25 protein-coding genes, 1 tRNA gene and 2 pseudogenes are annotated in these 25371 nt (G+C 71.8%); 10 read left to right on the top strand and 18 right to left on the bottom strand.

Annotated features, from left to right (window positions below; translation table 11 throughout):
• Nucleotides 1-90: 90 nt before the first annotated feature.
• Both ACFYYJ_RS17290 and ACFYYJ_RS17295 read left to right on the top strand, forming a co-directional pair.
• Nucleotides 91-780, top strand: a complete 690-nt coding sequence (locus ACFYYJ_RS17290) for a hypothetical protein (protein ID WP_389133250.1) — start codon at nt 91-93, stop codon at nt 778-780.
• A gap of 609 nt (nt 781-1389) precedes the next feature.
• The gene (locus tag ACFYYJ_RS17295) at nt 1390-2151 is read left to right on the top strand and encodes a maleylpyruvate isomerase family mycothiol-dependent enzyme (RefSeq protein ID WP_389133253.1); all 762 of its coding nucleotides are present in this window, start codon (nt 1390-1392) and stop codon (nt 2149-2151) included.
• 311 nt (nt 2152-2462) lie between these two features.
• On the opposite strand, the gene ACFYYJ_RS17300 is transcribed toward ACFYYJ_RS17295, so the two are convergent.
• The gene (locus tag ACFYYJ_RS17300) at nt 2463-3254 is read right to left on the bottom strand and encodes an SDR family NAD(P)-dependent oxidoreductase (protein WP_385120251.1); all 792 of its coding nucleotides are present in this window, start codon (nt 3252-3254) and stop codon (nt 2463-2465) included.
• Between the two features lie 140 nt (nt 3255-3394).
• On the opposite strand from ACFYYJ_RS17300, the gene ACFYYJ_RS17305 reads away from it, so the two are divergent.
• Nucleotides 3395-3964: a TetR/AcrR family transcriptional regulator gene (locus ACFYYJ_RS17305; protein ID WP_389133255.1), complete on the top strand. Its 570-nt coding sequence runs from the start codon at nt 3395-3397 to the stop codon at nt 3962-3964.
• A gap of 187 nt (nt 3965-4151) precedes the next feature.
• Here the strand turns inward: ACFYYJ_RS17305 and ACFYYJ_RS17310 are convergent, their stop codons facing one another.
• The 9 genes from ACFYYJ_RS17310 to ACFYYJ_RS17350 form a co-directional block, all read right to left on the bottom strand.
• Nucleotides 4152-4457: a hypothetical protein gene (locus ACFYYJ_RS17310; RefSeq protein WP_389133258.1), complete on the bottom strand. Its 306-nt coding sequence runs from the start codon at nt 4455-4457 to the stop codon at nt 4152-4154.
• Nucleotides 4458-4536: 79 nt separating this feature from the next.
• Nucleotides 4537-4830 (bottom strand): helix-turn-helix transcriptional regulator, encoded by a 294-nt coding sequence (locus ACFYYJ_RS17315; RefSeq protein ID WP_389133514.1) that lies wholly within the window; start codon nt 4828-4830, stop codon nt 4537-4539.
• A gap of 90 nt (nt 4831-4920) precedes the next feature.
• Nucleotides 4921-5373 carry a DUF4279 domain-containing protein gene (locus ACFYYJ_RS17320; RefSeq protein ID WP_389133261.1) on the bottom strand — a complete coding sequence of 151 codons (453 nt, stop codon included), beginning with the start codon at nt 5371-5373 and terminating at the stop codon, nt 4921-4923.
• Nucleotides 5374-5716: 343 nt separating this feature from the next.
• A complete protein-coding gene (locus tag ACFYYJ_RS17325; protein ID WP_389133264.1) occupies nt 5717-5905 on the bottom strand; it encodes a hypothetical protein in 189 nt (62 codons plus the stop codon).
• Between the two features lie 178 nt (nt 5906-6083).
• Nucleotides 6084-6830, bottom strand: a complete 747-nt coding sequence (locus ACFYYJ_RS17330) for a DUF2071 domain-containing protein (RefSeq protein WP_389133266.1) — start codon at nt 6828-6830, stop codon at nt 6084-6086.
• Nucleotides 6827-7159, bottom strand: a complete 333-nt coding sequence (locus ACFYYJ_RS17335) for a metalloregulator ArsR/SmtB family transcription factor (protein WP_385364562.1) — start codon at nt 7157-7159, stop codon at nt 6827-6829. Before ACFYYJ_RS17335 ends, ACFYYJ_RS17330 begins: the two co-directional genes overlap by 4 nt.
• Before the next feature lie 52 nt (nt 7160-7211).
• Nucleotides 7212-7361: a hypothetical protein gene (locus ACFYYJ_RS17340; protein ID WP_389133269.1), complete on the bottom strand. Its 150-nt coding sequence runs from the start codon at nt 7359-7361 to the stop codon at nt 7212-7214.
• A gap of 128 nt (nt 7362-7489) precedes the next feature.
• On the bottom strand, nt 7490-8152 hold the full coding sequence (locus ACFYYJ_RS17345; RefSeq protein WP_389133271.1) for a response regulator: 663 nt from the start codon (nt 8150-8152) through the stop codon (nt 7490-7492).
• Nucleotides 8149-9360 (bottom strand): sensor histidine kinase, encoded by a 1212-nt coding sequence (locus ACFYYJ_RS17350; RefSeq protein WP_389133273.1) that lies wholly within the window; start codon nt 9358-9360, stop codon nt 8149-8151. The genes ACFYYJ_RS17345 and ACFYYJ_RS17350 overlap by 4 nt, the downstream gene beginning before the upstream one ends.
• A 205-nt stretch (nt 9361-9565) precedes the next feature.
• Here ACFYYJ_RS17350 and ACFYYJ_RS17355 point away from each other — a divergent pair, with 205 nt between their 5' ends.
• On the top strand, nt 9566-11068 hold the full coding sequence (locus ACFYYJ_RS17355) for an alpha/beta hydrolase family protein (protein ID WP_389133276.1): 1503 nt from the start codon (nt 9566-9568) through the stop codon (nt 11066-11068).
• 360 nt (nt 11069-11428) lie between these two features.
• Here the strand turns inward: ACFYYJ_RS17355 and ACFYYJ_RS17360 are convergent, their stop codons facing one another.
• Together ACFYYJ_RS17360 and ACFYYJ_RS17365 are read right to left on the bottom strand one after the other, a co-directional pair.
• Nucleotides 11429-11869 carry a hypothetical protein gene (locus ACFYYJ_RS17360; RefSeq protein ID WP_389133279.1) on the bottom strand — a complete coding sequence of 147 codons (441 nt, stop codon included), beginning with the start codon at nt 11867-11869 and terminating at the stop codon, nt 11429-11431.
• A 732-nt stretch (nt 11870-12601) separates the two neighbouring features.
• Nucleotides 12602-13612, bottom strand: coding sequence for a quinone oxidoreductase family protein (locus ACFYYJ_RS17365; RefSeq protein ID WP_389133281.1), 1011 nt, complete (start codon nt 13610-13612; stop codon nt 12602-12604).
• A 616-nt stretch (nt 13613-14228) separates the two neighbouring features.
• Here ACFYYJ_RS17365 and ACFYYJ_RS17370 point away from each other — a divergent pair.
• Nucleotides 14229-14777 carry a hypothetical protein gene (locus ACFYYJ_RS17370; RefSeq protein ID WP_389133283.1) on the top strand — a complete coding sequence of 183 codons (549 nt, stop codon included), beginning with the start codon at nt 14229-14231 and terminating at the stop codon, nt 14775-14777.
• A gap of 75 nt (nt 14778-14852) precedes the next feature.
• Here ACFYYJ_RS17370 and ACFYYJ_RS17375 read toward each other — a convergent pair whose 3' ends face one another.
• Nucleotides 14853-15308, bottom strand: a complete 456-nt coding sequence (locus ACFYYJ_RS17375; RefSeq protein WP_389133286.1) for a MerR family transcriptional regulator — start codon at nt 15306-15308, stop codon at nt 14853-14855.
• Between the two features lie 55 nt (nt 15309-15363).
• Between ACFYYJ_RS17375 and ACFYYJ_RS17380 the strand changes: the two genes are divergently transcribed.
• Nucleotides 15364-16344: an SDR family NAD(P)-dependent oxidoreductase gene (locus ACFYYJ_RS17380; RefSeq protein WP_389133289.1), complete on the top strand. Its 981-nt coding sequence runs from the start codon at nt 15364-15366 to the stop codon at nt 16342-16344.
• A gap of 92 nt (nt 16345-16436) precedes the next feature.
• On the opposite strand, the gene ACFYYJ_RS17385 is transcribed toward ACFYYJ_RS17380, so the two are convergent.
• Nucleotides 16437-16973, bottom strand: coding sequence for a hypothetical protein (locus ACFYYJ_RS17385; RefSeq protein WP_385120205.1), 537 nt, complete (start codon nt 16971-16973; stop codon nt 16437-16439).
• Nucleotides 16974-17379: 406 nt separating this feature from the next.
• On the opposite strand from ACFYYJ_RS17385, the gene ACFYYJ_RS17390 reads away from it, so the two are divergent.
• The 3 genes from ACFYYJ_RS17390 (at nt 17380) to ACFYYJ_RS17400 (ending at nt 20456) form a co-directional block, all read left to right on the top strand.
• Complete coding sequence (locus ACFYYJ_RS17390; RefSeq protein ID WP_389133292.1) at nt 17380-18132, top strand: DUF4913 domain-containing protein; 753 nt, start codon at nt 17380-17382, stop codon at nt 18130-18132.
• A gap of 24 nt (nt 18133-18156) precedes the next feature.
• Nucleotides 18157-18384, top strand: a complete 228-nt coding sequence (locus ACFYYJ_RS17395) for a hypothetical protein (RefSeq protein ID WP_389133294.1) — start codon at nt 18157-18159, stop codon at nt 18382-18384.
• Nucleotides 18385-18575: 191 nt separating this feature from the next.
• Nucleotides 18576-20456 (top strand): protein kinase, encoded by a 1881-nt coding sequence (locus tag ACFYYJ_RS17400; RefSeq protein WP_385366541.1) that lies wholly within the window; start codon nt 18576-18578, stop codon nt 20454-20456.
• 420 nt (nt 20457-20876) lie between these two features.
• Here ACFYYJ_RS17400 and ACFYYJ_RS17405 read toward each other — a convergent pair.
• Nucleotides 20877-21630 (bottom strand): annotated as a pseudogene (locus ACFYYJ_RS17405) (FtsX-like permease family protein); the annotation flags it as partial.
• Here ACFYYJ_RS17405 and ACFYYJ_RS17410 point away from each other — a divergent pair.
• Nucleotides 21582-21782, top strand: a pseudogene (locus tag ACFYYJ_RS17410) (response regulator transcription factor); the annotation flags it as partial. The pseudogenes ACFYYJ_RS17405 and ACFYYJ_RS17410 sit on opposite strands and share 49 nt — an antisense overlap.
• A gap of 68 nt (nt 21783-21850) precedes the next feature.
• Here ACFYYJ_RS17410 and ACFYYJ_RS17415 read toward each other — a convergent pair.
• The 3 genes from ACFYYJ_RS17415 to ACFYYJ_RS17425 all read right to left on the bottom strand — a co-directional run bounded on the left by ACFYYJ_RS17415 (nt 21851) and on the right by ACFYYJ_RS17425 (nt 24981).
• A complete protein-coding gene (locus ACFYYJ_RS17415) occupies nt 21851-24289 on the bottom strand; it encodes a hypothetical protein (protein WP_389133297.1) in 2439 nt (812 codons plus the stop codon).
• 3 nt (nt 24290-24292) lie between these two features.
• A tRNA-Gly gene (locus ACFYYJ_RS17420) sits at nt 24293-24366 on the bottom strand.
• Between the two features lie 15 nt (nt 24367-24381).
• Complete coding sequence (locus ACFYYJ_RS17425; RefSeq protein ID WP_389133300.1) at nt 24382-24981, bottom strand: hypothetical protein; 600 nt, start codon at nt 24979-24981, stop codon at nt 24382-24384.
• Nucleotides 24982-25371: the final 390 nt, after the last annotated feature.

Genomic DNA, 25371 nt, shown 5'->3' on the forward strand with positions numbered 1-25371 from the left:
CCCTGCTCTAGGATCACGGTTCGGCGACCATGCGGGACGCCGTACGCGGACTGAGCCGACTGAGCCGACCTAGTGGACTGGGGGACGGAAATGGCGATCGACAGGCCTGGCCGGCCGGAGGACCTGCCGGTCGCCGAAGAGCTGTGGGCGCGCTGGGCCTTGGCCGCCGTACTGGGGGCCACGGCGCAGGCGGAAGCCCGGGGCGTCCACCGGGGCGGCACGTGGATCGACGGACAGGGTCTGCACCTCGACGACCGCGGCTGCACCTGGTGGACGTTCCAGCAGGTGGGAGAGGGCCGGTACCTGTTGTACGGCGAGGACGAGTCCAGTGCCGTCAAATGGCACGAACCCGCGATCGACATGCTGGCGCAGGCGCCGGACTGGCTCCCGTACGAGCGCCTGCGGGAACTGCTGGAGGGCTGGGAGCTGGGCTGCGTGTACTGGTCCGAGCACGGCGTCTGGGCCCGCGCGCCCTACCCCGAGGAGCTGGACGACGACGGCCTCGACTGCGGAATGAGTCGATTCGCCGTGCGTGAGGAAGCCCTGAACGACCTGATCGCCGCGGAACGCGGCCTGCCCCGGGATCGGGCAGACCACCTGCTCGCCGCGGCCGAGGCGCGCAGCCTCACGGCCTCTGAGATCCAGGAGGTGCTGGACGCGGCGGCCGCCGCAGAGGAGTACGTACCGGCTGACCGGGAAGCGATCCTGAGGGCCCTCGAACTCGCGTCCCTGGCCGCCCCCGCTTCCATCACCCCCAGCCCGTCGGACCACCCCCGCTGACACCCGGCACCCCATCCCACCTGGCCAGACCGCACGCCGACCACGGCGAACGGGCCGCCGCCCGAACAAGGCCTGCCCTCCCCGCCGGCAGGGTCAAGGAACCGACCAAGGGTCTCGTGCGCCTGCTCGCGTGGGCCCTGTCCGGAGCCGGGGCAGGCAGCACGGCGGAGACAGCGGCACTCCCCCACCGCCACAACCGCCGCGGCCGCCGTTCGCGCAGCCACGTACCCGCCGGACACCGACGCACAGGCAGACGCCCCCTCCGCGCCGACGGCGAGACCACCGGCCGCACCCTCGCCACCGAAGTTCCACGGCAGAGTCGGCTCTCTGGAGCCCCACCCCCGGACGAGCCGTGAGCGCGGCGGTACGGGCCGCCACCAGGGAGGGAGCGGCGACCCGCGTGTGCCGGGGAATGCGGGGGTCAACGGCCGAGCAGGCCGCCGAACACACCGAGCCGGCAGCGGCAGCAAGGTCGATTGACTTCCTCACCCATGCGGATTACCTTCGAGCAATACTTGATGACATGAATTATCGATACCCTTAAATTGTTCCGCTGCGCATCTGCTTCCTGGGATGCCTGGGCGGGGCCGTCGAAGAAGGACACCAGCTATGAACCCCGCCCAGCACAGCGCGGCCGTGGCGACCGAAACCGCCCGATTCGTCGCCACGGTCAAGGCGGCCGACCTCTCCACCCCGGTGCCGTCCTGCCCGGGCTGGACCCTGGCCGACCTGACACAGCACACCGGCCACGTGCACCGTTGGTTCACCGAGCTGCTGCGCCGGCGCATTCAGCAACCGCCGACCAGCCGCGATGTGGACCTGCGCCTGCCTGAGCAGCCCGACGGCTATCCGGACTGGCTGGCCGAGAGCGCCGCAAACGCCGCCGAGGTGTTCGCCGCAACCGACCTCGACGCACCGATGTGGGCGTGGGGACTCGATCAGCACGCCCGCTTCTGGGTTCGCCGCATGCTCTTCGAGACCCTCGTCCACCGGGCCGACGCCGAACTCGCCCTCGGGCTCGCGCCGCACATCGACCGAGACCTGGCGGTGGACGGCATCGATGAATTCCTCACCAACCTGCCGTTCGCATCCTTCTTCGCGCCGCTGACCGCCGAACTGCGCGGCCCCGACCGCACCCTTCACTTCCGCTGTACGGATGCCGACACGGACTGGCTGGTCGGCCTTCGCCCCGACGGCTTCGGGCTGGTCACCGACCACATCGGGGCCCGCACCGCAGACGCCACGGTCCGGGGAACGGCGGCGGACCTGCTCCTGCTCCTCTACGGCCGCCTCGACCGCAAGAGCCACGCCTTCCAGCTGGTGGGTGACCCGGACCTGCTCGCCCACTGGTTCGCTCACTCGGCCTTCTAGAAGGAGCGCAAGCGCGCCGGGTGGCAGATCCTGCAAGTCCTTCTCGGGCTCGATGTGCAGGCCTGGCCCCGGCGCACCCGTCGTCGCCTCGGTGCCACCGAGTTTCGGCGCGCCGTGCTCGCCGTTCACGTGGAGTGGCACGAAAGGCGTTCGCGGGCGAGGCCCTGCGGGTGCGGGCGCGGACGGATCCGCGGGAGAGATGGGGCCGGGCGGGGCGCGGGAGGGGGAGGTGGAGTGGGCCGCGCTCCGCCCGGCGTCACGGGGGCCGCTCCGGGCGCTGTGGCCTCTCCGGTCACAGCCGAAGAGGCGGTCTATCGGTGTGAACGCTGGGCCTCGACGATCTGCCGCACGGAGCCGTCGACGTCCGCTCGCGCCTGGATCCGCTCGGCGAACCCGGGGAACTGCCCCGCGATGGCACTGAGCAGCCGCAGCTCCAGCGGTGCCACGTTGACTTCGCACCGGTCACGGAGGACGGCTCGTACGACGCCGTCGGCGACCTGTCCTGGCGTCACGGTCCTGATGCCGTTCGGCGGGGTGGCGCCCGTGGCCGCGAACATCCCCGCGTCGCGGACGAAACCGGGCTGGACGAGGGACACCCCCACGCCCGTGCCCCTGAGTTCCTGGCGCAGGGCGAGCGCGAAGCCCCGCAGCCCGAACTTCGTGGTGTTGTAGAGGGAGGTCGACTTGGTCGCCGCCTTGCCTGAGATGGAACCGACGAGCACGATCTGGCCGCGGCCACGGGCCACCATGTGCCCCGCCAGCAGCCGGGACAGCAGGACGGGCGCGCGCAGGTTGACGTCGAGGGCGCGGTCGAGCTGCTCCTCGGTGTACTCCAGGAGGTCGCCGCTGGCGGGCAGGGCGGCGTTCGCGACGAGGATGTCCGCTTCGGCACAGGTCTCGGCGAGCCGGACGACGTCCGACCTGACGGCCAGATCCGCGACCACGGTACGAGCACCACAGGTGTCTGCGGTCGCCTTGAGGGCCTCTTCCCTGCGCCCGGTGACCGTGAGGCGTGCCCCCTGGGACGCCAGGCGCGCTGCCAGGGCCGCTCCGATGCCCCCGGTGGCCCCGGTGAGCAGAACGTTCGATCCGGAAATGTCCACGATGACTCCCGTGCAGCCGCCCAGTGTTGTTCGTTCGAACGAACAGTAGAGATGGCTGCGTGCCCTGTCCACACCTCGAACTTCCCAACTCCCCTCCCGCAAAGGGACGGTAGGGGCAGCCGATGGGGCAGAATGTCGACATGCCCCATGCTTCCGACACCCGCCAGAGCATCATCGACGCCGTCATGCGGATCATCGGGCACGACGGCATCGCGGCCCTCACCAATCGGCGGATCGCCAAGGAGGCCGAGGTCTCACTCGGCTCCGTCACCTACCACTTCGCCACGCAGCACGAGCTGCTGCGCGAGAGCCTGCTGCAATTCGTCGCCGAGGAGACCCGGCACTTCACGGAGCTCGCAGACGCCTGCTCCGACGAGCGCTTCGACATCGGGCAGGCGGCCGAGGTGGTGGCGCAGGTCGCGGGGGGCAACGCCTTCGACAGCCGCCATATCGCGCCGTTCGAGCTGTACGTTCAAGCCGGCCGCGACGAACGCCTGCGTTCCGCCGCCGCCGAGTGCTTCGCTGCCTACGACCTGCTGGCCACCCGGATCCTGACCCACCTCGGCGCGGCGGACCCCGAGCGCTTGGCCGGCGTGGCCGTCGCCCTGGTCTTCGGCCAGCAGCTGCGCCGCCTGGCCACCGGCGCCCCCGCCGAGGACCTCGTCGACACCTTGCTGATCCTCACGAAGTTCACTCCGGCACAGACCTGAGTAGAAGTCCGGCCATCCGCACCCGCGCTCGCATCGTGGTCGGCGTCGCCGCTGCGCGGGCGACGTCCCCTGAGCCCGGTCTCGCCCTCAAGAAGCGGGACTGGCTGTGGCCGGCGGCCGTCGCCATCTGTTCGAGGACCTCCGTGTGGAGGGAGCGAATCATCGGGAGGATCCGCCTCGTCCCAGCTCAGGAGGCGAGGAGCTCACGGGCCGCTGGTCGTTCCGGCGGCCTCACCGCGCAGTGGCCACGGGACCGGAGCGCGCCGCCGACCGGTCGCAGGGCAGGCGGAGGAGTGGGTGACCGCCGCTCGTCGTTGTCGGCGGTGCCGAGGGCCCGCAGCAGCCGGGCGAGCGCGTCGCGCGGCGGGGTGGGGCGGGGGTCCATGCCGCGCGGGTCGATGGCGTACTGGCCGTGCGGGAAGTGGGGGGTCAGGGCGTGGGCGGCGTGGACGGCGAACGCGGTCTTGCCCAGGCCGGGCTGTCCGCTGACCACCGCAACGGGTGGGTGAGCGGGGTCGAGGTGCTCGGCCAGGGCACGGAGCCGGTTCAGGGCTGAGCCGTGGGCGGTGAAGTCACCCAGGTCGCGTAGGAGTTGGAGGGGGGTACGGGACGGACCGGGTCTCCGGCCGGGTGGCGGGCCCGGCTTCGGAGCGGGGGCGGGGCGGGGGCGGCCGAGGCGGGCGGTGTCTTCCAGTTCGGCGGCGGCCGGACGTCCAGGCCGAGGACGGTGGCGAGGGCCTGTAGGGTGCGGCGCTGCGGCCCCGGGTACGCCCGCGTTCCAGGTCCGAAAGAGCCCGCACGCTCGACCCCGCGGCCTGCGCCAGTTCCTCCTGGCTCAGGCCGGCACCCGTTCGCAGAGCATGCAGGCGCGCGCCCGCTCCCGGGCACCTGCCGAGCCAGAGCCATTGTCGACATACGTGTGGATCTGCTCAGTGCAGTGCGGGTGCACGACGCGCTCAGCTCGTCATGTCGTACTCGTCGACATCGAGTACCGCACCGGTGGCAGCGAGGAATTCCAACGCATCCCGGTCCAGGTGCCAGCCGAAGAGGTTGGGCTTGACGTTGGGCTCCGCCTGACCGGGCTCGTCGGCGTCTCCGAAATAGCGGACGATCTCCAACACCGCGACGTTGCCCGTGTCAGGCTCCTGACCCAGTTGTCCGACGAGTTCGACGATGCGGTCCGTGTGAGGCCGAAGCCGGTTCAGCACGCACGCTATCTGCTCGTCGACGCGCAGGCCCGGCTCCCGGCATACGGTCTTCCAACGATGGCAGACCGGTATCGCCGGCCGGTTGCCACGGCTTCCGCGAACCGTCGTCTCGTCCGGTTCCACGCCCAACCGCGCCGTCATCTCCTGCGCAGAGGTGAGTTCACTGGACAGCGCGAAGTAGACGTACTGATCAAGGGGCATCCCAGGAGCGTACCTGTGCACGTCCACTCGTACCGGTCTGAGCATCCGGGTGTACCGCGACAGCGAGGAGACGCCCCGGCCCCCACTCCCGTTCGCGCGGCCTCTGCCGCCTCCGTCTGCATGCGGAAAGTACGACCGGCCCGGCCGATCGCTCGGCCGGGCCGTTTCGGACGGCGGAATCGCGCACCTGCCAGGTGCCCGGATCAGGCCCGCGGGGTCATCCTCGCGTCGGGCAGACGTCCAGCGTGACCTTGCCGGCCTTGCCGCCGTTCGTCGCCGGGTCCAGGGTCAGGCACTTGCCGGTCCACCGGTTGATGAAGTACGTGGCGCGCCGCCCGCCGTACTACTCCGCCGGCATGATCTCCCAGAGCTGGTTGTCCGAGGCCCACCGGCTCTCGCACGGCCACCAGAACAGCTGCGCGCCATTGCCGGGCGGCACGCCCAGGTTCCACGGGACGGTGAGGCAGTTGCCGTTGGCCGCCTTGATCCAGTAGTAGTTCTGGCTGTCGTAGGCCGGCAGGGCACCAGTCACTGCGGGGTGACCCCGCCGGTGTCGCTCCGCTCGTGGCATGGCTGGCATCCGGGCCCCGTCAAGCAGCAATCGGGACCGCCGTACGCGTCGGATCGCTACGCGCTGCCCATGTCTCGGCGTCTCACGGCCCTCTTGGGCTGATGTCCGAAGTGGACGGTGCGCGGAGGTGACCCGGATGTCATCCGGCGAGTCGAGCGGCCTGTTCGAAAGGCAAGGTCGGGAGGGGTTGCCAAGTGGCCGGGACGTTGCGCATGACCAGGGCGCAGTCCAGGACTGCACTGCCCGGCGGGAAGCGGGTCGGGTCGTCGAAGAACGACGAGGCGGCGGAGCTGACCCGGCCGGCTTCTACGTGCCAGGCGTCGGAGCGCAGTTGCATGCCCTCCAGGTGGCGGCCGGTACTGGTGGGCGAGAGGCCCTTCGACCCGTGCTGGAAGAAGAGGGAGGCCTCGGCGAGATCGGCGAAGAGCTCGCTGCCACGCAGCTCGTCGGACATCTCGACGGTCACGTCGACCTGGGTGTCGCCGTCCCGTGTCGCCAGTGCGACGCGCATCCGATCGGGCGTCTCGTCCACCTCGAAGTCGGCGCGGCCGTGTTCACCGGGGAACAAGACGCCTCCGGCCCAGGCGTTGAGCCGGGAGGCGGTGTCGCGGCGGGGGATGTAGACGCCGGACTCCACGCCGTGCGGGCCGTCCCACTCGACGGCGATGCGATGGGCCACGTTCTCGCTGCGCACTCCGAGCGCTGCGGGTGCCCAGGTGGGCCGGACGCTGCCCAGGCGCAGCAGGCAGATACCGGCGACGGCGTAGCCGTTCACCAGCTGCGGGCGGAGGGGATCGGGCAGCAGGCGTGCCGCTGCTTCCGGTTCAACCCGGTAGTTCACGAGGAGGCGCCGTTCGATGACGCTGGACATGGCCGGCTGCTTCATGATCCCTCGCTCTGCGCCCCGGGGCGCCATTTGGTGTGGCGGAGCACGATCTGTTCAGGGCATACGGCGCTGAGGAACCGGCCGACGGCGGTGGCCAGGCGGTCCTCGGCGAGTGTGTAGAGGATCCGGTTCCCCTCCCGTCGCTCGGTGACCAGTCCGGCGCCCTTGAGTACGCCGAGGTGGCGTGAGATGGAGGGCGCGCTGATCGAGAACCTGGCGGCGATCTCCCCGGCCGCGAGCTCGCCGCCCCTGAGGTCTTCGAGGATCTGCCGCCTCGTCGGATCGGCCAGGGCGCGAAAGGCCCCCGCCTCGTCCTGAGCTTCCGTCATGCCCGCAATTTAGCTCATTAGCTAAACAGCTAACAAGAGGTGCGGTTCAGGTTCAGCGATTCCAAGTGCGGACCATGACGGCGAGCAGAGGGCTGTCCGGGAAGGGCCTGCCCCGGTGCCCCACCTGGGTGTAGGACCAGGATTCGTAGAGGTTCCGGACCTCGGGGTGCGCGGTGTCGACCAGGAGGACAGCGAGGCGCACGGCCGCACGGCCCCACGGCCCCACGGCCCCACGGCCGCGCGATGGAAGACGCCCCCGCGCCCTTTCGCCGAGGACCTGTCAGAACCAACACCCCTACGACCTCTGCTGTTCTGAGCCCTGGGCCGGCGTCAGGCCGGGGGGACCAAGCGGTTCTCGTGGGCGAAGACGACGGCATGGATCCGGTCGCGGAGTTCCAGCTTGAGCAGGATCCGCCCCAGATGGGACTTCACGGTCGCCTCCGCGAGGTACAGGGTGGCCGCGATCTCGGCGTTGGACAGGCCGCGACCGACCTCGACCAGGACCTCGCGCTCCCGGGCGCTGAGCCGGTCCAGCCGCTCGTCGCGGACGGCGGTGCCCCCGTCGGCCAGGTGCGGACGGAAGTCCTCCAGCAGGCGCCGGGTGATCCGCGGCGAGAGCACCGCGTCGCCCGCCGCGACGTTGCGGATCGCGGTGAGCAACTCCTCGGGCCGGGTGTTCTTCAGCAGGAAGCCCGAGGCCCCGGCGCCGAGCGCGGCGAAGGCGTACGCGTCCAGGTCGAAGGTGGTGAGGATCAGCACCCTGCTCCTCGGGGAGACCTCGACGACCTGCCGGGTCGCCTCGATCCCGTCCGTCCCGGGCATCCGCACGTCCATCAGTACGACGTCAGGCCGCAGCTCCCGGGAGAGGCGGACGGCCTGTGCGCCGTCCGCGGCCTCGCCGACCGGGGCCATGTCGGGCTGGGCCTCCAGGACCGTGCCGAAGGCCATCCGGAGCAGCGCCTCGTCGTCGGCGATCACGATGCGGATCGTCATACGGCGCCCGTCCCGCCGCTGCCCAACAGGAGCCGGGTCCGCACACCCCAGCCGCCGCTCGGAAGCGGCCCGGCCCGCAGCGTCCCCCCGTAGGCGGCCGCCCGCTCGCGCATACCCGGGATGCCGTGGCCGGACGGTGCGGGTGCGGCAGCGGGAAGCGTCGGCCGCGGGCCGCTGTCGGTGACTTCCACGCCGACACTCCCGGCCGAACACTCGACCAGGACTGTCGCGCGGGTGCCGGCGGCGGTGTGCTTGAGGGTGTTGGTCAACGCTTCCTGCACCAGGCGGTAGACGGTGAGTTGTGCGGTGGCCGGCACATGGGCGTGGCAGCCGCGGACCTCAAGGCCGGTCGGCAGCCCGGCGGCGGCCATCTGGTCCGCGAGTGACTCCAGTTGGGCGATGCCGGGCAGCGGATGGCGCTCGGCGTCCGGCTCGTCGGCCCGTAGGACGCCCAACGAGCGGCGCATGTCGGTGAGGGCCTGCCGACCGGTCTCGGAGATCTGCAACATCGCGGCGGTCGCCCGCTCCGGGGAGCGGGGCTGCGCGAAGACGGCGGCGTCGGTGAGCGCGACCATGACGGACAGATTGTGGGTGACGACGTCGTGCATCTCGCGGGTGATCCGTGCCCGTTCCTCGGCGACGGCAAGCAACGCCTGCTGCTCCTGGTGCAGCGCCAGCCGTTCGGCCCGCTCCTGCACGGCGGCGAGGTAGGCGCGTCCGGTCCGCTCGTTCACCCCGAGGACCGTTGCCGCGACCACCATCGCGGAGAGCGCGACGAACGGGGTCAGGAACGCGCCGTTCGACGCCCACCGCAGACAGGCCGGCACGGCCCCGCCCTCCACGACGGCCGCGGCGAGCAGCGTGCCGCGCCGGCCCGTGTGCGCGGCCGTCGTGTACAGGGCGATCAGCAGGGCGATGTCCGCGGCCAGTTGGACGTCCGCCAGCCATTGGACGAAGGCCGCGGCGACCACGGCGACGAACACCGCGAGCGGGGCCCGGCGCCGCCACACCAGGGGCAGCGCCAAGCCGGCGGTGAGCGCCGCCGCCACCGGCAGCTCCCCGGCCGGGTACGTGGTCACGACGTGGAGCAGGAGCAGCGCCGGCAGCACCGAGTCCCACACCAGGGGCGGTAGCCGGTCCCGGTGGCGCACCGTCACCCCTCTCCGCGGATCGGTCGTCGTGGCGGCCCGGGCGGGCCGCCGGCGCATACAGGCGCAGCCTAGGCCGCGGGTCCGCGCCGCACATGATCTCGGCGTCGGAGCGCAGCGGGCAGGGGTACGACCAGAGGATGAGACCCGCAACCTCCCACGGTCGCAGGCCGGCCGTCGGTCCGGGCACCCGGTTGCCACCCCGGTCGCACGGCGGCCCGCCCCGGTTGCCACCCCGGTCGCAGTCGGCGGCGACCCGGGGCCGATGCGGCCGCGCGGGCCCGGCGCCGAGCATGACCGGGTGACCGAAACCATCCCGGGCCTGTACCTGTCCCTTCCGGAAGTCCTCGTCCTGCTGGGCGCCGTCGCGCTGCTGGTGGCGTCCTGGCTCCCCCCGGCCGCCCGTCGGCCAGGCACCGTCGCGGCCGGGGCGGTCCTCATACCGTCGGCGATCGTGCTGGGCGTCGTGGGGATCCGCTGGCAGACGCTGCCGGTTCTGACCGGCGCCGCCGTCGCCTCGGGGTTCGCCCTCCCGCACCTGCTACGGCTCCGTACCGGCCGACCGGCGCGGCGGGCCCGCTGGTGGCCGGCCCTGCCGGGCTCGCTGGCCTGCGCCGGCCTGATCGCCACCGGCCCGGTGGCCGCCTGGGCCTTCCCCGTCCCCGTCTTCCCCGCGACGACGGGCGACTTCGGGGTCGGCACCCGGGTGGTGCAGTGGACCGACCCGCTCCGCCCCGAGAGCTTCACCGCCGATCCGGACGACCGGCGCACGGTGGTGGTCCAGCTCTGGTACCCGGCGCGGAAGAGCCCTGCGGGCGTCCCTCGGGCCCAGTACCTGGGACGCACGCAGGACGAGGCGCGGACCGTCGCCGAGGCCCTCGCCGACGGGGCCGACCTGCCCGCTTTCCTGGTCGACGGCGTCCCGAGGGCCCGCAGCCGCGCGGTCGTCGACGCCCCGCCGGCCGACGGGGGTGAACGGTTCCCGGTCGTCCTCTTCTCGCCGGGGTCGGGCGGGGTGCGGTCCCAGAACACCGCATGGGCGGAGGAACTGGCCGGCCACGGCTACCTGGTCGCCGCCCTCGACCACCCGTACGACTCCAGCGTCGTCGTCCTCGCCGACGGCCGCACGATCCGCGCCACCACCGCCTCCTCCGGAGACCGCGCCAGGGACGAGGAGCTGGCCGCCGGGTGGACCGCCGTCCGGGCCGCCGACCTCGGCTTCGTCCTCACCCAGCTGGAGCGACTGGACCGCAGCGAGACCGCCGACCCGCTGACCGGACGCCTGGACACCGGCCGCGCCGCGGTGGCCGGCCACTCCCTGGGCGGAGCCGCCGCCTTGCAGGCGGCCCGGCAAGACCGCCGGTTCGACGCCGTCGTCGACCTGGACGGCTACCCCCACGGCCCCACCGCGCCCGCCCTCGAACAGCCGGCGCTCGCGCTCACCCAGGAGATCACCGCTGGCACCGACCCGCGGTACCTGCCCCGGCTCACCGAGGCCCTCGAGCACAACACCGCGAAGAGCTACCGGCTCACCATTCCCGGCGCCCGGCACCTCACTTTCACGGACGGCCCGCTCTACCTGCCGCCGCTGCCCTCGATCGTCGGCACCCTCGGCCGCACCAAAAGCCCGCGCGTCGTCGCCGGGGCCACCCTCGCCTTTCTGGACGCCACCCTGCGAGGCCGCCCCGACGACCCGGCCGACACCCTCCGGGCCTACGGCACGGTCTCGTCATCAGGGGCTCGCGGAACTGCGACACCACCCCCGTGAGGCATGGCTCGTCGAGCACCGGTTCCTCTCACTGGACGCGGACGTCGACGGGATCCTCCGGCGCTGGGTGAACCCGTCGCCGGCATTCCTGCCCGGGACGGATCCGCGGGTCACGGCGGCCCGACACGGGTTTCCGTACGTCAGGGACGCGGAAGGCACACAGCGCACTGAGGATCCGGCTGTCGTCCACCCGTACGAGCCGGGGTCGTGGGAGGCGGTCCGTGAAGCACAGCGAGACGTGTTCGAGGACCCGCCCGTCTTCTCCTACCGCGATCTCCACGCACGGTAGCCCGCAGCGATGTCAGCGGCAGCACCGCTTCCGGCCCGAAGCCTGCTGCCACTCCCACCGACCAGGACGGCTCAAGCAGCCCCTGGAGCTACTTCCGAGGCGTCGGCGGCCGTGCGGTGAAGGACGTGCGTGTCGAGGACGATGGTGTGGCTGTTTCGGACGGTGCCGTGGAGGTCCGAGAGAGTCCCGTCGAGGTGGATGGTCCTTCCCTCCGTGCGGTAGGTGCCCGTGTTGATGCCGATCTTGAACACGGGGCAGTTGTCCAGGTTGCAGATCACGTTGTTGATCTGCTCGAAGCGGCCGTCCGTGGTAAGGGTCAGCTTCTGGATGTAGTGGGTGATTCCGGGGCGCTTCCCGTCGACGGACTCTGTCCACTGACCCGTCAGCCGGGCCTCGTGTGCGTCCGGGGCGGCCGGCTCCGTCACCTGGGCGGCGGCAGAACCGCCGGTGGCCGTCATGGCACCCAGGAGGAGCAGTGCGGTGCCAAGTACGGACTGGGTCTTCGTCTTCACAGGCGGGCTCGTTCCTTGTCCGTCGGTACTGCGGTCAGTAGAGGGATGCGGCCGGGAGCGGCGCCTGCACGACCGGGGTGCGTGGCAACACCCTCGCCCCGGCGCAGCCGCCGGCCGGCCACCAGTGAGTGCGGCCGGGCCCGACAGGCTCGACCGTATCCGTTCACCCGCTGATGCCGTTCCATCCAGACAGGCACGACGGCTCGTTTCGGTGGCTTCGCGGGCACGGAAAACATGCCTCGTCAACCGCATGGGACACCGGGAGCGGCCCCATGCCGACCTCCGGTACGGGGCACACCGGCAGCCACTGATTGGCCGGAGCACACCGCCGCCACATGCCCAACCGCGCTGCCCGTGGTTCACACTGCCGCGCTGCCGCCCCGAGCCACCGCGGCGCGGAACTCCCAAGTCCTCAGCGGAACCGAGCCGCTCGTTGACGTTCCCGTGAGTCCCCCGGGAACGCTGCTGCGCACCGGTCGTTCTCGTCGCGGTCGGCCTGGCGGGCCTGTGTCCAGCTGCGCAGGACGTCGAGGTTGATCGTGAGAATCGTCCAGGGCGAGCAGGATGGTCTGGGCGACGCGGCCGTGTGCGAGTCGCCTGGCCGGATCGGCGATGTCGATGCCGTGGATTTTGCCCTGCCGTTGAGGCCCTCGACGTTCGCTCGGGCAGGGCGATCACCTCGACGATCTCCCAGAAGTGGCCCACGAAGATCCCCGACCTCGTCACCGGCGATCAGATCTGCTTCTCCTCGCGGCATTCGACAGCGGCTGAATCGGGTACGACGAGCAGCTTGCCGGTGGTACGCCGAGCCTCCAGATCGCTGTGGGCCTGGGCGGCCTCGGACAACGCGTAGCGGCCCGTTACGGTGACCTCAAGCGCCTTGGAGCGCACCCACTCGAACACATCGGCGGCCCGTCGGAGCAGTTCGGACCGATCGGCGATGAAGTCCCCGAGGCTGGGCCGGATCAGGGTCAGCGAACCGCCGTGGGCGAGCCGAATCGGATCAAACGGCGGCACGGCACCACTTGCCGCGCCGAAGAGCACGAGATGGCCGCGGGTTCGCAGGCTGGCGAGGCTCGCATCGAAGGTGTGCGCGCCGACGCCGTCGAAGACAACCGGCAGTCCCTGACCGCCGTTGAGCCGCCTCACCTCGGCTGCGAGATCGTCGACCGCGGAGGAAAGGATCACCTCAGCGGCCCCGGCACGCTTCGCCAGCTCGGCCTTCGCCGTGGTCGACGTCGTGCCGATCACCCTGCCGCCGAGATGGGTGATGAGCTGGGTCAAAAGCAGCCCCATGCCGCCGGCAGCCGCATGCACGAGCACCGTGTCGCCCCCCTGAACCGGGTAGGCGTCCTTGACGAGATAGTGCGCGGTCATGCCTTGGAGGAGCACGGCGGCGGCTGTCTCGAAGCCGATATCGTCGGGCAGCGGCACCAGCCGGGAGGAGTCCACGACGGCCCGCTCGGCATACGTGCCGGGAATCTCCACCCAACCGACCCGGTCCCCGACCGCGACGTCAGCGACGCCGGGTCCGACTTCGACGACCGTGCCGGCGCCCTCAGCGCCCGGGGTGAAGGGCAGCGGGAGGCTGTAGCGGCCTTCGCGGTGGTAGACGTCGAGGAAATTGACCCCGGATGCGGCGACCTCCACGACCGCCTCGCCCGGACCCGGCCGCGGCTGGTCCACCACGACCTCCTGCAGCACCTCGGGACCGCCCACTTCGTACACCTGAATCGCTCGCATGACCCCTCCAATAACGGCTCATCCCCCACCAACCCCGTTGATGGCGATTCGATTCCCGGCAAGCAGACCAGCCCGCCGGCGCCACTCTCATGGGCTGGTACGGGGGCCGCGAGAGGTCGAACCACTCGCCGCCCATATGGGTCGACGCACGGCACCAGGAGCAGAACGCCGACTGCCCCGCAGTCGTGTCCCACTGCACCGCCCCCGTCCCACCACCGGGGAGAGAGGCCCGGTGGACCTTCCCTCGATCGGTGTGGAAGCCGACGGTCCCCCCGCCGGCACACCTCGTAGTTCCACCTGCCCACCATGAGTCGCGAGCCGCTCTCCCACCTCGGCAACGCGACAACCGGCATGGGCCGTGAACGACACGTCCACATCCGCAGACTCGGCGATCCGGCTGCGGCCGGCACGGACCCCGGCCAGGACTGTCTCCGCGCTCAGTTCCTCGGCGAAGACCACGGTGTGAGCGATGCCCGATCGCCCCCTCCAATTGGGGGTCGCTGTTGCCCTCGCCGGCCGCCAAGGCCTCGCGCCCCAAGGACGGCCGAGCGGCCCATGCCCTACATCAGGGACGCCGCCAAACCACCGACCCACACGTGTCATACCCTCCACTGTCATGGACATGAATCAAGCCACGGAGGCAGGACCCACGGCCTTGCGGACCGCCCGCTTCGAGTACGCCGCGCAGGCCCCGGACTACGACGCGGCCCTGCGGCGGTTCACCCTGGGGACCTGGCCTGGGCGCACCGGAACGCTCTGGCTGCCAGCCCTGTTGGCGGCCGCGGCCGGACTTCTGCGCGTGTGGCTGAGGCACATGGGCTGGGGCGGAGTCGCAGTTGTGGGAGTCACCGTCGTGATCGCCTCGCTCGGCATCCGGCAGTGGCACCGCAGGTTCCGAATGAAGGAGCTGTACGAGAACGATGCCGCCCTCGGCACCATCCGCACCACGCTGACCGGCGACGGCATACGCACCTGCGGCGCCGACGGCGAACAGGGCGAGGCCGACGAGTGGCGCGGCTACCCCTGGTGGTTCGAGACCCCGGAACTGTTCGTGCTCACCGGCAGCATGGGCTATTTCTTCGTGCTGCCCAAGCGCGGCGCGGCCTCGACCGAGGACGTCGACCGGGCCCGCGCCCTGTTCACGGAACACCTCCGGCGCATCTGAGAGCGGCGGAAGCCGGCGCGGCGAGGTGCGGTGCCGGACGGCTCGGGTTTGGGGAACAAGATCCGAAAGAAAGGCCTATATCCCTATTTCGGCCGTCGGGTCCCAGAGGCCGCCGGCTTCGCCGCGGGTGAGGTGGTCGGCGTACACGCCGACCTTGCCCGCGATGACGGATCGGCACTTCTCCAGTGCCCGGATCCGCGCGTCGACGCGCTCTTGGTGGGTTTCGAGCAGGCGCAGGCGTTCCGCCTCGTTGCCCGGTCCCCGACGCACCAGTTCGGCGAAGTACTTGAGGTCGGCGAGCGGCATGTCGGACTCGCGGAGCCTGACGCAGATCAGCAGCCAGTCGACGTCGGCGGCCGAGTAGCGCCGTCTGCCACCCGACGTGCGCCGGACCGGCCCGACGAGGAGGCCCTCGCGCTCGTAGAAGCGCAGTGCGTGCACGCCCAGCCCGGTCCGTTCGGCCACCTCGCCGATGCTCAGCGACTGCACGGCGACGTCGGCGGGGGCGTGGGTGTCGGCGGTCGTCGTCATGTCGTTCGCTCCCAGACTTGATCTAGACCTCGGTCTCGATCGTACCGTCAGGGCCATGACTACCACTGATCAGCGGCCACTCGGCTCGCCCTTCTCCGCCACCTCCCGCGCCGAGGACGTCGTGGCCGGCCGCGACCTCACCCGTACGACCGCCTTGGTGACCGGCGGCTATTCCGGACTCGGCCTGGAGACCACCCGGGCGCTGGCGGCCGCGGGGGCGCGGGTCGTCGTACCGGCCCGCCGGCCGCGCGTCGCCCGGGCCTCCCTCCAGGGGATCGGGGGCTGCGAGGTCGTCCCGATGGACCTGGCCGACCTCGACAGCGTCCGCGCGGCCGCCGCGCACATCAGGGACTCGGTCGGCCGGCTCGACCTGCTGATGGCCATCGCCGGGGTCATGGCCATCCCGGAGCGGCGCGTCGGCCCCGGCTGGGAAGGCCAGCTCGCCGCCAACCACTTCGGGCACTTCACCCTCGCCTGCGAGCTCTACCCGCTCCTGGCCGCAGCGGGCGGCGCGGGTGGGGCGCGGGTCGTCGTCAACAGCTCCGCCGGGCACTCCCTCACCGACATCCGCCGGCACGACCCGCACTTCCGCACCGGCTACGACAAATGGCTGGCCTACGGGCAGTCCAAGACCGCCAACGCCCTCTTCGCCGTGCACCTCGACGCGCTCGGGCGAGGCGACGGCGTCCGAGCGTTCGCACTTCACCCGGGCAAGATCATCACGGGTCTCCAGCGCGAGATGTCCCTCGGGGAACAGGTCGACCGCGGCTGGGTGGACGAGCACGGCAACGTGATCGGCGCCGGCTTCAAGACCCCGTCCCAGGGCGCCGCCACCGGCCTGTGGGCCGCCACATCCCCACTCCTCGACGGCCGGGGCGGGCTCTACCTGGAGGACTGCGACATCGCCCGCGTCTCCGCTCCCGACGCGCCCATGGACGATGGCGGCGTCCGCGCGTACGCGGTCGACCCCGAGGGTGCCGCCCGGCTCTGGGACCTCTCCGCCGCGGCGACGGGCGCGACGCCGGTCCCGCGATGAACCCGCGCGCCTAGATCGGCGGTCTGCGCCCGGGCGGACGCAGCGCTGTGGACGTCAGTCCCTCCGCCCCGCGCCGACGTGGCGGGGCCCACTCAGGAAGTACGCGCGGGCGGAAGCCGCCATTCCCCGGAATGGCCGGGCGGGAGCGCCAGGTCACGCCGTACGGCCGCGTAGTACCCCTCGCGTGCTGCGCGTTGGCGTTCGAGCATGGCTGACCAGGCTTCCGGGCTGTGGGTCCGGTCTCGCAGGAACCCTTCCATCTCCATCACCACGACGACCCACTCGCGGGCCCTCTCCACCACGTCCGTGCTGCCGAGCATCAACAGCGCCTCGCCGGCCGGGTCCCGGGCATCAGTGGCATCGGCCAGGTGCGGCGTCGCTTCCTCGGGTGACATGGGGTGCGGGTGGGGGTCGTTGCCGAGGTGCGCCGCGATCCGGTACGCCAGGGTGACGCTCTTCTTCAGCGCTCTGGCGTAGTCGGTGTAGGCCGTCATCCGCCGCTCGTCCCACCGGGCTGCCTGCTCGCGACGGAAGCGGGCTTGATCGCCGCGCGTGGTCGCCAAGTACGATCCGAGGGCGCCGACCACCACGCCGATCAGGGCGGGGAGTTGTTGTATGAACGCTGACATGGCCCACACGGTATGTGAACAGGCAAGCCCATGGCAGCCGGCCGTCCTCTTGATTGGGCTTCGTGGCAGCAGCTTGGCCATCGTGTGTCATCCCTGACCGTGGGCCCGGCTCCATGGGGAGGTCACAGCATGGTCGACGCTCTGGCGGACAGGGACAAACATCTCAACATCGTGATCCGGAGCCGGGGCGCAGCCCGGGCGTGACGGGGGGTCACAACACCACGTCCGCAACGGGCGCGGGCCGATGAAGCGGGCCGCCCATCGCACGCCCGCAGACCACCGCCGGGCATCAGTCGCGTGTAACGCGGCGGGCAGGCAGGCTCGTTGGGCAATTGGGTGCCGTCCGATCGGGCATGCTCGTGTCACCATTATCGTCGAGGAGACGATAATGGGCTATCGTCGCCACATGAACGAAGAACCGAACGAGAACACCGGCGCCGTGGACGGCTCGGCAGCCGAGCACGCTCAGCGGGTGGCGGCGCAGGTCACGGCCGAGGCGGCAGGTGACACGGCATGGAAGCGCGACCACATGACCATGACCTTCTTCCTGGCCGGCGCCCGGTCCTCGCACGAAGAAGACCACCACGCCCGGCGGTTGGACAACTGGAGGAAGCAACTCGTCGACTGCCTCGAGGCGGACGCCTACGCCGAGGTCGCCGAACTGCAGGAGCAGCTCCAGGGCTGGATACTGAAGGAGCTCCGGTACCGCGACAACGCCCTGGACGCGCTGTTGAAGGCGTACCCCCCGCCCACGCCTCGGCGCGAGGCGCGCCCGCAGGTCCCCGTACCGCCGGTGGAGAGCCACCCCCCGGGCACCGAGGTCCCCTTGTACTTCACCGACGTCTTCGCCTTCGTCACCGACTTCCTCGCCCCCACCGTCCGCCGCCCCTTGGACGGTACGTCCGCCACATGGTGCCCGCGCTGGTGGGAACACCCCGAGGCGGGGGCCCGGCTGTCCGCACTCTGGCTCGCGTGGGAGCAGTTGCGCCTCGAACCGACCCTCGGCCTGACCACCTGGTGGATCCAGCACGCCGATCCGCACCTGCGCGTTCTGATGGACCCCAAGCAGGGCCCTTTCGCCGCCTGCTCACCCAAGGGACACACACGGACACCGTTCGAACCCCTCCCGAACGACCCTTGCGACAACCCTGCCCTGTGATTCGGGTCGGAAATCCGCCGGCGGATGGCGCCCGGACCGGAGCTCATCCGCGGCGAACGGCACGGGCAGCGCCAGCCCATCGGAGCCGCACCCGCGCCGTCACCCACCGCCCTGAAGATCACGCTCGCCGCGCGGCTCCGCCTGCGGGGCCTGCCGGACATGGTCGGGGGCATCCGCGCCCAGGTCATCGACAAGGACCGGAACCCCCACTGGCCCCGGCCACCCTCCTGGCGGTGGACGAGACCACCGTGACGGCCTTCTTCACCCCGGCCGTGGGCGCGACGCGTGTCGCGCCGTAGCGGCCCGGGGACCTGTCGTGTTCCGGGTCGCGTTCCGGCCCGGCCGACGGCGGTGAGCACGGTCGCTGAAGGGGTGTCAGGCCGCCTCCATTCGGCCGTGATCACTCCCGCATAATGACGGGGCTGCAGAACAGGAGGCGTCGGGTGCAGGTACGGGAACGGATCGAAGACCGTTACGAGCTGGAGGAATTGCTCGGTCGCGGAGGCTTCGGGGAGGTGTGGCGGGCCTGGGACAACCGGGTCGGCCGGTGGGTCGCCGTCAAGATCGGATACCCGGGCACCGCCGATGACGTCCGCCGGCTGGAGCGGGAGGCGAACCTCGCGGGGAGCCTCTCGCACCCGAACATCGCCACCGTCCACGACGTGGGCCGCGGCGTGCGGGAGGGCCAGGACATGGTCTTCCTGGTCATGGAGCTGGTCCAGGGAGACACCCTGGCCGGCCTCATGAGGGCGGGCCTACCCGAGGTCGCGGACGTCCTGGAGTGGGCCGTGCACATCGCCGACGCGCTCGGCGCCGCACACCGGGCGGGCATCGTGCACCGGGACGTCAAGCCCGCCAACTTGATGGTCACCACGAGCGGGGTCGTGAAGGTCCTCGACTTCGGCATAGCCAAAGCGCAGGGCGGACCGGCGCCGGCCCTCACGAACCTGACGGCCACTGGCATGATCATCGGCTCGTTCCCCTACATGGCTCCGGAGCGCTGGACCGGCGGCGCGGACGGGGCGCCGGTGGACGGGCGGGCCGACCTCTACGCCTTGGGCTGCGTCCTGGCCGAACTGCTCACCGGACGGTTGCCGTTCACCGGCGGCGAGCTGCACGAGCTGCTGGCCCAGCACCTCCAGGTCCCGCCGCCCCCTCCGAGCAGCCTGCGTCCCGGGATTCCAGCCGCGCTCGACCGGCTGGTCCTGGACCTGCTGGCCAAGGACCCCCGGCAGCGTCCCGCAGACGCGGAGGAAGTGGTCCGCCGTCTGAGGGACATCGCGCACGCGCAGGCCGCCGTCCCGGCCGGGTCTGCTGCCGCCATCCCGCCCGCAACCGTCGTGGCCGCTCCCGGAGCGATCCCGCCGCGCCCCTCCCACCTTCCGACGGTCCACGAGGCCGTACTCGACAAACGCTCCCCGCCCGACCCGGCGGGCGACCCGATCCGCCTCATGCTGGACCGGCGTCTCGCGCAGCTCGTGGCGAGCCGTCACGACAGTCCGTCCGATTACGGCGCCCGGCTGCGCGTGCTCGCGGATGACCTCACCGCAGAGCTCGGCCCCGACGACTGGCTGACCGTGGAGGCCCTGACCCTGTGGGCGTGGGACGTCCGCGGCGAGATGCCGAACGAGCTGGAACGGATCCTGCCGCGCATGATGCGGGTCTTCGGAGTGGACCACCGGGAGACCATCACCGCACGCGTCATGTGCGTCGGCAGGGCGGCGGCATACGGCCCCGGCGACGGCCTCCGGTACGAGGGCGAGCTCCTTGAGATCGTCGAACACGCCACCCGGGTGCTCGGCGCCTCCCACTCGGCCACCCTGGCGGCTCGCTACTACCTGGCCTGCGCCTCGTACCGCGGTTCCGGAGTTCTGGACGACACGTGGGCGCAGCGCACTCCCGAGGAAGCGGCCCGGCAGTACGCGCTGCTGGCGCCCCTCGTGCCGGATCTGCTGCTGGCGGACTACGGCCGGGGCGAGGCGGACGACCTGTGCTATCGGGTGGTCCACAACGCCTGGCTGACAGGCGATTTCCACACGGCCGCCGCCTTGTACCGCCAGCTCTACTGGAACCTGGACGAGCTGGCCGAGCGGAAGAACGAGGAGTTGGCGTACCGGGTGGCCCGCAGCATCGGTGAGGCTGGTGACCCTGAGCAGGCCCTGGCCATGATCCAGCCGCTGCTGCAGCGGGTGGAAACCGCCTTTGGCAGCAGCCACTGGCTGACCCGGGAGGTGACGGAGGCCCGCAAGCGCTTCCGCAAGGCCATGCGGGAGCAGCAGCGTGCTTCCGGCTCGGGCCGCTCGTGGGGGTTCGGCCCGCGCTGACAGCAGGGTCGCTTCCCACCCGGGCCACGGGCGCGCTCGAAGCCCCGCAGGTGTCCAGGCCCACGTGGGTGATCGCGTATCCACGCCCTGGCCCGCGCGCCGGCAGTCGGATCACCCGAGACCACGTGCGAACCGGCTGCCCGACGCCGGGAGGCGGGTGGCACGGAGGCGGCGTACCGCCTCCTCCGGCACGCCGCCGACGCGGGCCACGTCCGTCCGGCCCACCTGCTGTCCCTGCCGGTCGAGCGGGCCGGTGACCGGACGGAGGCCGAGGCCCTGGCGCGGCGGGCCGCCGACGGCGGCAGCGTCGAGACGCTGTTCGACCGTGCCGTCCTGCGGGCCTCGACCGGAAACGCCATGCCGATCTCCTGCGCGGTGTCAGGGAGGTCTGCGGACGGGCAGGCCGCGTCGGAACAGAGGTCACTCGCGTACGCCCGCCGGCTCCATCGCCCTACGGCGCAGGCAGAGGCCGGCCGGAGCGACCGCCGACACGACGGCGAGCACCGCGCAGGCGGCCAGGGCCGCCGCGAGCGTCGCCCATGGGAACTCGATGGACGTCCGCACCGAGAGCAGGCCCAGCGCGCCCCACATGCCCACCAGGTTGAGCCCGGCGACCAGCGCTCCCAGCAGTCCGCCGACCATCACCACCATCAGTGCCTCGGCGCCCACCAGCCGCAGCACCTGCCATCTGGTGGCGCCGGCCAGCCGCAGCACGGCCAGCTCGCGGACCCGGTCGGAGGTCGCCATCACCATCGTGTTGGCCAGTGAGATGCCGGTGTAGAGGAGAGCGATCCCCGGCCCGGGTTGGTCACCAGGGCCAGGGCCAGTGTCACGAGCACGGTGATCAGCAGGGCCGCGCCGAACAGCCGGCGGCCCCACGTCATCGGCCGGGTGTCGACGGACGCCTCGCGCAGTGCCTCGGTGGGACCGGTGCGCCCGGCCCGCCAGGACGCGGCCAGTACGCCGCACAGGGCCACGAACAGGCCCGTCCAGAAGGCCACGTGGTAGGGCCAGGTGTAGTCGCCGATGGTGAACCAGCGGGGCGCAAGGCTCTCGCCGACCGCCCACTGCACGAGCTTCGGAGCCCCGTGGAACCGAGCACGCAGCCGGCGGCCGAGGCGAGCACTCCGACCGCGAGCGCCTCGTCGCGAGGTGCTGGCACTGATCGCCGAAGGCAAGTCCAACGGCGCCATCGCCAAGGAGCTGGTGGTTTCCGAAGCGGCGATCGGCAAGCACATCGGCAACATCCTCACCAAGCTGGACCTGCCTCCGACGGACAAGACCCATCGCAGGGTCCTGACCGTCCTCACCTACCTGCGGGCATGACCCACCGAGGGCACCGAGCCGCTGTACCTGGCTGACATCAGCAGCAAGGCTCCGCCGGCCTTGGCCGGTCAGCGGGCGGCCGGGACCGAGGCCATCCAGTGGCCTGTCGTGGTCCAACCCTGGAAGCGGCGGGCCAGGCCGGCCAGTGCGGTGCCGTCCGCGTCGAACGTGCCGCCGCCCGCGACGAGGCGCAGTCCGGCGATCACCGGGGCGAGGCGGGCCGCCGTGTGCCACGGCTGCCCGGCGGCCTCCGCCGCCATCCGCTGGACGAGCGCGGCCTGCCGGCCGGGCGGGCACAGCGACAGGAAGAACAGCGTCTGCCGCCAGGCGTACGCCGCGTCCTTGATGGTGCCGAGCGGGCGCGGGTGGCCGTGGACGCGGGCGACGAGGCGGCACACCGCGGCGAAGCCCTCCTCGGCCAGGGCCTCCCAACCCGCCTCCGGGGCGATGCCCGCGTGCCGCACCAGGACGGCCAGGTTGTGGGTGGTCAGGATCTGCGCCTGCTCGATGACCGTGCCGTTGCCGGCCGGCGACCAGGAGCGGGCGGTGCCCGTACCGGCCCGTTCCCCGCACAGCCGGTCGAACGCGGGTGCCGTCCGGGCCGGACGCGTGCGACCGATGCCGTCGGCGGCGTGCACCACCGCCATGTTGCGTACCGCAGCGCAGTCGATCCCGTAGTAGCGGGTGTAGAGGCTGTCCTCCAGGAGGTCGGCCGCGGTGCGCGCGGCGGTGAGGAACTTCGGGCTGAAGGTCCCCATGAAGATGTCGGCCGCGAGCTCCTCGGTGAACGGCGCGGAGAGGTCGGCCTGGCGTGCGAGGTGGGACATCTCACGCACCAGCGGGTTCGGCAACAGCGTTCCGGGGAATGCGCCGACGGCCAGGTCTCCGAGGCGGCGCAGCGCGGCCTCCGCGGCCGCCCGCGCCCGTTCCTCCGTATCGGCGTCGCTGCCGTGGCCGGCGAGCGCGCGCACCCAGGGCAGCTCGTCCACCCGTACCTGGTGCGCCAGGTCGAGCAGCAGCAGCGAACGCCGGTTGCGGAAAGCCCGGTACGTGGCCGCCGCGAGGGTGCGCAGGGCGGGGTCGGCGTAGCGCTGTGCGGTGGCGTTGGCCACGAGCTGCGGAACGAGCTCGGCCAGCACCTCCGCGGACGGGACCAGGCCGCGCGCGACGAGTTCCTCCGGCGGGGCGCTGAGCGCGGTGCGGACCACCTGCCGAAGTCGCGGCGGGACGACGGTGCCGGTGGGCAGGCCGGTGCCGGACGCCTCCGTCTTCGTCACCGGTGCGAGCAGCCCGTCGATGTCGGGCGTGCCGGCCCGCTGGTCCAGCGGTGTGAGGCGCTCCGCCACGGCGGCGGCGATCTCGTGGTGTGCCGGCAGGGCCGCCTGGCGCGCCTGCTCGGCGCGCAGCCGGGCGTGCCGGTCCGAACCGGGCAGGCCCCGCTTGGCGATGACCGAGGTCACCGCGTGGCGCAGCAGCCCGGCGAGCCGGGGCGCGAGCGGGCGACCTGCGGCGGCCTCCTCCAAGGCCTGCAGCATGATGCCCGTGTTGGACTTCCGGTCGCGGTGCTTGCGGCACTGCGTGTGGACCTCGGCCAGGGCGCGGTAGCGCTCCAGCAGGGCGGCCGCCTGCACGCGCGCGTCGCCGCCACCGCGGCCGGTGCGGGGAGTGGTCGGGCCGGGGCCGGGCACGTGCTCCGGTCCGGGTCGATCCGCTGCGGCCCGGACCGGAGCGGTCGCTTCGCCGTGCTGCAGCCAGTAGCCGAGGAGCTCGTCGTCGAAGGGCCGCCACACGCCCAGGGCTTCGCGCTGCACCTCGATGGCGGTCTTGGGCCCGCGGGCCCGCAGCGCGTCCGAGACCTCGCCGACGCTGCGGCGGTGCACGGCGCTCGCGTCGGGGGCGGGCCGGTCGGCCGGGCGGGGCAGGAAGCGCAGTCGGTCGGCGAACGGCCGAAGTTCCGTCACCAGGGCTGCGGCCATGTCGAAGTCGTCGGCCCGTACCAGCCAGGCGACGGTCAGCAGGGCCGCCTCCTCGGGCAGGGACACCTCGTAGCGACCGGTGTCCAGCAGTTCCCACAGGTCTTCGAGGCCGTGCTCCGTCAGCGCGTGGGCGAAGAGCGCCGCGCGGTCGGCCGGTACGCCGGCCCGGCGGGCGGCGTCCGCTTCGTACGGGGCGAGGGGCCCGCCCGCGCCGGGCGTTCCGGTGGCGAATCCGCCGCGGAGGACCTCAGGGGTGACCCAGGCTGGCAGTCCGGCGACCGGGGTGCGCGAACCGATGGTGAGGCTGCCGTCCGCCATGCCCGCGAGCACTGCCCGCCACTTCTGCATCCGGCCGAGGGCGCGGTCGCGGGTGGCCGGCTCGGCGTGGGAGGCGGAGGTGCGCAGTGCACGTGCCAACTGGCCTGCGGCGTAGGCAGACGAGGCGGTGGCCAGGCCGGTCGTCGCGTCTGCGGGCGCACCGGCGGGACGGCCGGACTCGGTCGGGGGCTGCTGGTCAGCGTTCGCGTTCATAAGCCGGCGTGGCAGGATCTGCCCCTGCGCCCCCCGGGTAGGAAGCCCGGTGCTCTGACTGACTGAGCTACACGCCGTTCGATGCCCTGACCCTAGAACGATCTCCCAGGCCCGGCAATCGAATTGCGAGCCACCGGCCGAGCGGCGGCCGGGAACCGTTCGCGTTGCTGATCCAGCCACTCCTCAACGGCGGCATCGGTGTGGCGGTCCGAGGTGATGTCGCCCAGAATGCGGTCACGGTCAGGGTGGGCGCCGGCTCGTACCAGCTCGGCGGCAGCTGCGGAACCTCCGGTGAGCAAGTGGTAGAGGTGGTAGCCGAGAGCCGTGTCGAAGCTGATGTTCTTCGCGGTCCAGTGCAGCCAAAGGTCCTCCGCCTGCCGGTGCTCGGCGACCAGGAAGCCGGCCAGCGTCAGGTCTGGGGCCAGTCCCCCGGGGACGGCTTCCCGGTAGTAGGTGGTCTGCTCTTGGAGGAGGAAGCGCAGGAGCGGTAGGTCCTGGGGGCGGCGGTCGTATTGCAGTGCCCACAGGACCGCGAAGCGGGCGGCTCTGTTGCGGTCGGTCACGGACCCTTCGTCGGTGTCCTGGACACGGCAGTAGGCGAGGTCCGCCCACGTCGCCGGGTCGCGCCGGGCTCGTTCGAGTGCGGTTCTGGGTCCCCGCAGGAGTCTGTCCTGCTCGTCGGCGGTACTCATCGTTGTCCCCTCGCTTGGTCTCGCGTGATTCTCTCGCCTCGTTGTTCGCCCGGTGCGCCGGCCAGTTGGTCGCGGAGGCGGCGGTTCTCCTCCGCGAGTTGCCGGACGCGGGTGCTCGGCGGTGTGCTGCCCGCAGGCGCTCGACTTCAGCTCGCGGGTCTGGCCGGCCATGGAGCCAGGACCGTGAGACGCCCGCCTGCTCGGCGACGGCATCGAAGATGACCGGCTCCGGCCGCGTCGAGGGAGCGCAGTGCCTGGATGGCCTTGACAGGCGGCGTCGTCCGTGTCCGCACGATGCAGTCGAAAGCGACATTGCCACACGCGGCATCGGACGACGCGGGCTTGACCGGGAAGATCCGGAACAACACGCCCTGGCGGTCGCCCCGGCCA

Origin of the sequence: Streptomyces sp. NPDC002467 (genome assembly GCF_042889825.1) — a bacterium.
GTDB lineage: Bacteria > Actinomycetota > Actinomycetes > Streptomycetales > Streptomycetaceae > Streptomyces.